The organism is Rhodopirellula maiorica SM1 (genome assembly GCF_000346295.1).
Classification (GTDB): Bacteria; Planctomycetota; Planctomycetia; order Pirellulales; family Pirellulaceae; genus Novipirellula; species Novipirellula maiorica.
In genome coordinates this window covers 1-3,483 of sequence record NZ_ANOG01000894.1, presented here as the reverse complement: position 1 = coordinate 3,483, position 3,483 = coordinate 1, and the positions used below count along the sequence as shown (strand labels likewise).

General features: G+C 56.5%; 3 protein-coding genes. 2 read left to right on the top strand and 1 reads right to left on the bottom strand.

Annotation, left to right across the window (positions count from 1 at the left end; all coding sequences use genetic code 11):
- Positions 1-395, top strand: a 395-nt coding sequence (locus tag RMSM_RS28410) for an SDR family oxidoreductase (protein WP_008705362.1), incomplete at its 5' end; no start/stop codon positions are given.
- Between the two features lie 148 nt (positions 396-543).
- Positions 544-1,620 carry a sugar kinase gene (locus tag RMSM_RS28405; protein WP_008705359.1) on the top strand — a complete coding sequence of 359 codons (1,077 nt, stop codon included), beginning with the start codon at positions 544-546 and terminating at the stop codon, positions 1,618-1,620.
- A 132-nt stretch (positions 1,621-1,752) separates the two neighbouring features.
- On the opposite strand, the gene RMSM_RS28400 is transcribed toward RMSM_RS28405, so the two are convergent.
- Positions 1,753-3,483 (bottom strand): AAA family ATPase (locus tag RMSM_RS28400; RefSeq protein ID WP_144058033.1); only part of this gene is annotated, 1,731 nt, incomplete at its 5' end.

Here is a 3,483-nt window from a genome sequence, read left to right as displayed (position 1 = left end):
ACATGATCGAAGCAGGTGTCGGCAGCATTATCAACATCGCTTCGATGTCAGGCATGATCCCGCTTTCGCGAGTCGTCGCTTATTCGGCGGCCAAAGCAGCCGTCATCAACTTGACCCTTTGGTTGGCTCGTGAATGGGCAACCACGGGCGTGCGAGTCAACGCGATCAGCCCTGGATTCTTTCCTGCCGAACAGAATCGCAAACTGCTGTTCAACGATGACGGAAGCTATACCGAACGAGGCGGGCAAATCATCGGTCACACCCCAATGGCACGCTTTGGCAAAGCCGAAGAATTGGCCGGCGCGGTCGTTTGGCTTGCCAGCCGCAAAGCATCCTCGTTTGTTACCGGACAAAACATCGCGATTGATGGTGGTTTTGCCTCTGTCACTATTTAGCGCTGTCACCATTTAGCGTCATCATTGTGCGAACCGTTCGCACAATGAAACCCCACTGTCCATTCCAGCACTAGCAACCGCGTTCGCAAGGAACGTGGTCGGCATCCATGCCGGTTCCTTTCACCTCCTCCCTCAACGAGCCGCCAAAATGATCGAACTTCGAAACGACGCCAAGTACTCTCTCGTCATCCCCACCAGCATGGGCATTCGGTTGACGCCGGCTGACCACCAGCCGTTTCATTGCAGCGACACCTTCAAGATGCAGGGCACCAGCGCGGAATCGAATGTTGGCAGCATCGCGTCGTTTCTTGGGATGCCAGTCAAAATCTTGACGGCCTTTGTCAAAGACAGCCCGATCGCGCGATTCATCAAAGACGACTTGGCACGTCGCCACATGGACTACGAAGGCCCCGAGTTCACTCAAGACACACCGTGGGGCGTGCGACACCAAATCAATATGGCCGACAGTGGATGGGGATCGCGTGGACCGCGAGTCCAAAACGACCGAGCCGGTGAAGTCGGACGCAAGTTGAATGTCAAAGATTTCGACCTCCAGCGAATCTTTGGCGACGAAGGCGCGAAAATCGTTCACATGTCAGGACTGATCGCAGCATTGTCCGAAGAGACCAGCGAATTCTGCCTTGAGATCGCTCGTGTCGCTAAGAAGAATGGCGCTCGCATCTCGTTCGATCTCAATCACCGAGCATCGTTCTGGAAAGGCCGCGAGGAACTTCTATCGAAGCAATTCAAAGAAATTGCCAGCCTGTCGGATATCCTGATCGGCAACGAAGAAGACTTCCAGTTGTGCTTGGGCGTCGAAGGCCCCGAGGCCGGCGGCAAGGGCATTGCCGCCAAAATCGATGGTTTCAAAGGCATGATCAATCGCGTCAAGCAGGAATACCCTGACACGTCTTTGTTCGCCACCACGCTTCGAGAAGTCGAGAGCGCAAACTCGCATATGTGGGGCGCAATCGTTTCGCACGGCGAAGATTTTAGCGTCATCGAGCCCCGCCAAATCGGCGTATTCGACCGCATCGGTGGCGGTGACGGATTTGTCGGCGGACTGCTCTACGGCGTGCTCAAAGGCTGGGACGCAGAAAAGAGCTCTCAGTTCGGCTGGGCCACCGGCGCTCTGACGGCAACGCTGAATACCGACTACGGACAGCCAGCGGACGAAGACCAAGTTTGGAGCATCTGGAAAGGCAACGCTCGCGTCCAACGATAATCGCAACGCGATACTTGAGTAGGCCGGATCAAGTCGCCCTCAGCGGCGCTGATCCGGCGGATGCGAAAGCAATGGCGCCTTCTTTTTGAGCCGCGATACCGGATCTCCGCTCCGCTGCGATCCGGCCTACAACTACTTTACGATTACGTCTTTGGCACCGTCACCCTCGTTAGCTGTGCCACCGGCAGGCTTGGGCAGCTCAAGCACGGGTTCGCCCCAGTCGGCTTCGTACATCTCCTTGCACGCTTCGCACTTGATCTCCGTTGCAAGCTGTTTGTCGTCAATCACGACCGGCTGGTCGCAATGTTTGCAGTGTACTCGCACATTGCCTGGCTCGGCCACCAATGCAGCAAGATGCTCTTGTGTCACATCGGCAACTTCGATGTCATCGGGCTCGAGTGTCGTTAACAACTTGCGATCTACTTCGGTCAACGCAGCCAAACGGTTTGCCAAGCGGCGGACACTTCGCTCGAAACTGTTGCGAGCGGTGCGGCCATTCCCGAAATGACGATCGCGAGCGATATACAAATATGTGAACCCGCGAAGCAGCCTGCGTCGCGATTCGGTCGGCAGAGTGTACTTTGACTTTTTGGCGATCAGTTCAAAGATCCGGCAAAGTGCTTCGGGTGGATAATCGTCAAAGTGCATCGTCGTTCCCACACGGGAACTCAGACCGGGGTTGCTACGGATCATCTTCCGCATCTCGACGGGATATCCCGCCAGGATGACGACCAGCCGATCCCGCTGATCCTCCATTCGCTTCAGCAACGTCTGCACCGCTTCGCGACCATACTGGTCTTGCCCGTTTTCATCAATCAGCGTGTAGGCTTCGTCGATAAACAGCACGCCGTCCAACGCCTCGTCGATTTTCGCGTTCGTTTTCGGCCCAGTTTGCCCGGCATATTCGGCGACTAATCCACTGCGATCGGTTTCGACGAGGTGGCCTTTGCCCAGGATCCCCAGCGCCCCGTAAATATCCGCAATGATCCGCGCGACCGTCGTTTTGCCGGTTCCTGGGTTACCGACAAAAGCCATATGCAAACTAGGCCGCGTCATTGGCAGCCCTTCCTTTTCTCGCTGCGACTCCATCTTTAGAAAATTCGTCAGCGTTTGAATTTGATCCTTGATCGCATCGAGCCCGATCAATTGATCGAGCTTGGCTCGAGCTTCCGCCAATCGTTGCTCCGGAGTCCGCTCATCGACTGGCTCGGCGGATTTCGAGGGCGGCTGGACAACAGATTTTGGCGGCGAACTGCCTGGGCCCGCTGTAGGCGTTGGCTTTTCCGCAGCGGTGACACTGGCACCTTCACGCAATCGGGCGGCTTCTTCACGAAGCCACTGCAGGGCATCGCGAGCGTTGTCTGTGTCCGCTTGGCTGTTTCGCTCTTCGGGCTCGGCCTCGCCGACAACCTCTTTCATCTGGGCTCGCATCGCCGCGAGATTGACATTGTCCGAATCGCTAGTTTCTCCATCGACCGCAACCAACAGGTTCGCCATCCGCATCACCAGCGTCTCGAGTTCACCCCAACGATCTCGCAAGGGCGCTAATTCGGCAAAGGGACGCACCAGATCGCGCCACTGGAAGTCCGCCGAAGCAGAAATCAGCCAATCGACGGCCTCGTGCAATTGGTGCCCCATCACCGATTTGCCCCAAAGATGCTCGAGCAAAACGCGGCCGAGTTGACGCTGCTCGATCGTTCGACTGTCAGCAGTCGGCACGACGGCGGCAAACACCTTCATCAGCAACCCTTGGTGCAAATCATCCATCTGCTGAGCGATCGCGGCTGCATCTGCATTTTCACCGTCAAGCCACGCATAGGAACCGCGAACCCGTTGCCCACTTTCGACATACAAAGCCTTCGT

Bases quoted from the DNA above. Each gene is read 5' to 3' on its own strand.
- RMSM_RS28405 (WP_008705359.1), top strand. From the start codon at position 544: ATGATCGAACTTCGAAACGACGCCAAGTACTCTCTCGTCATCCCCACC.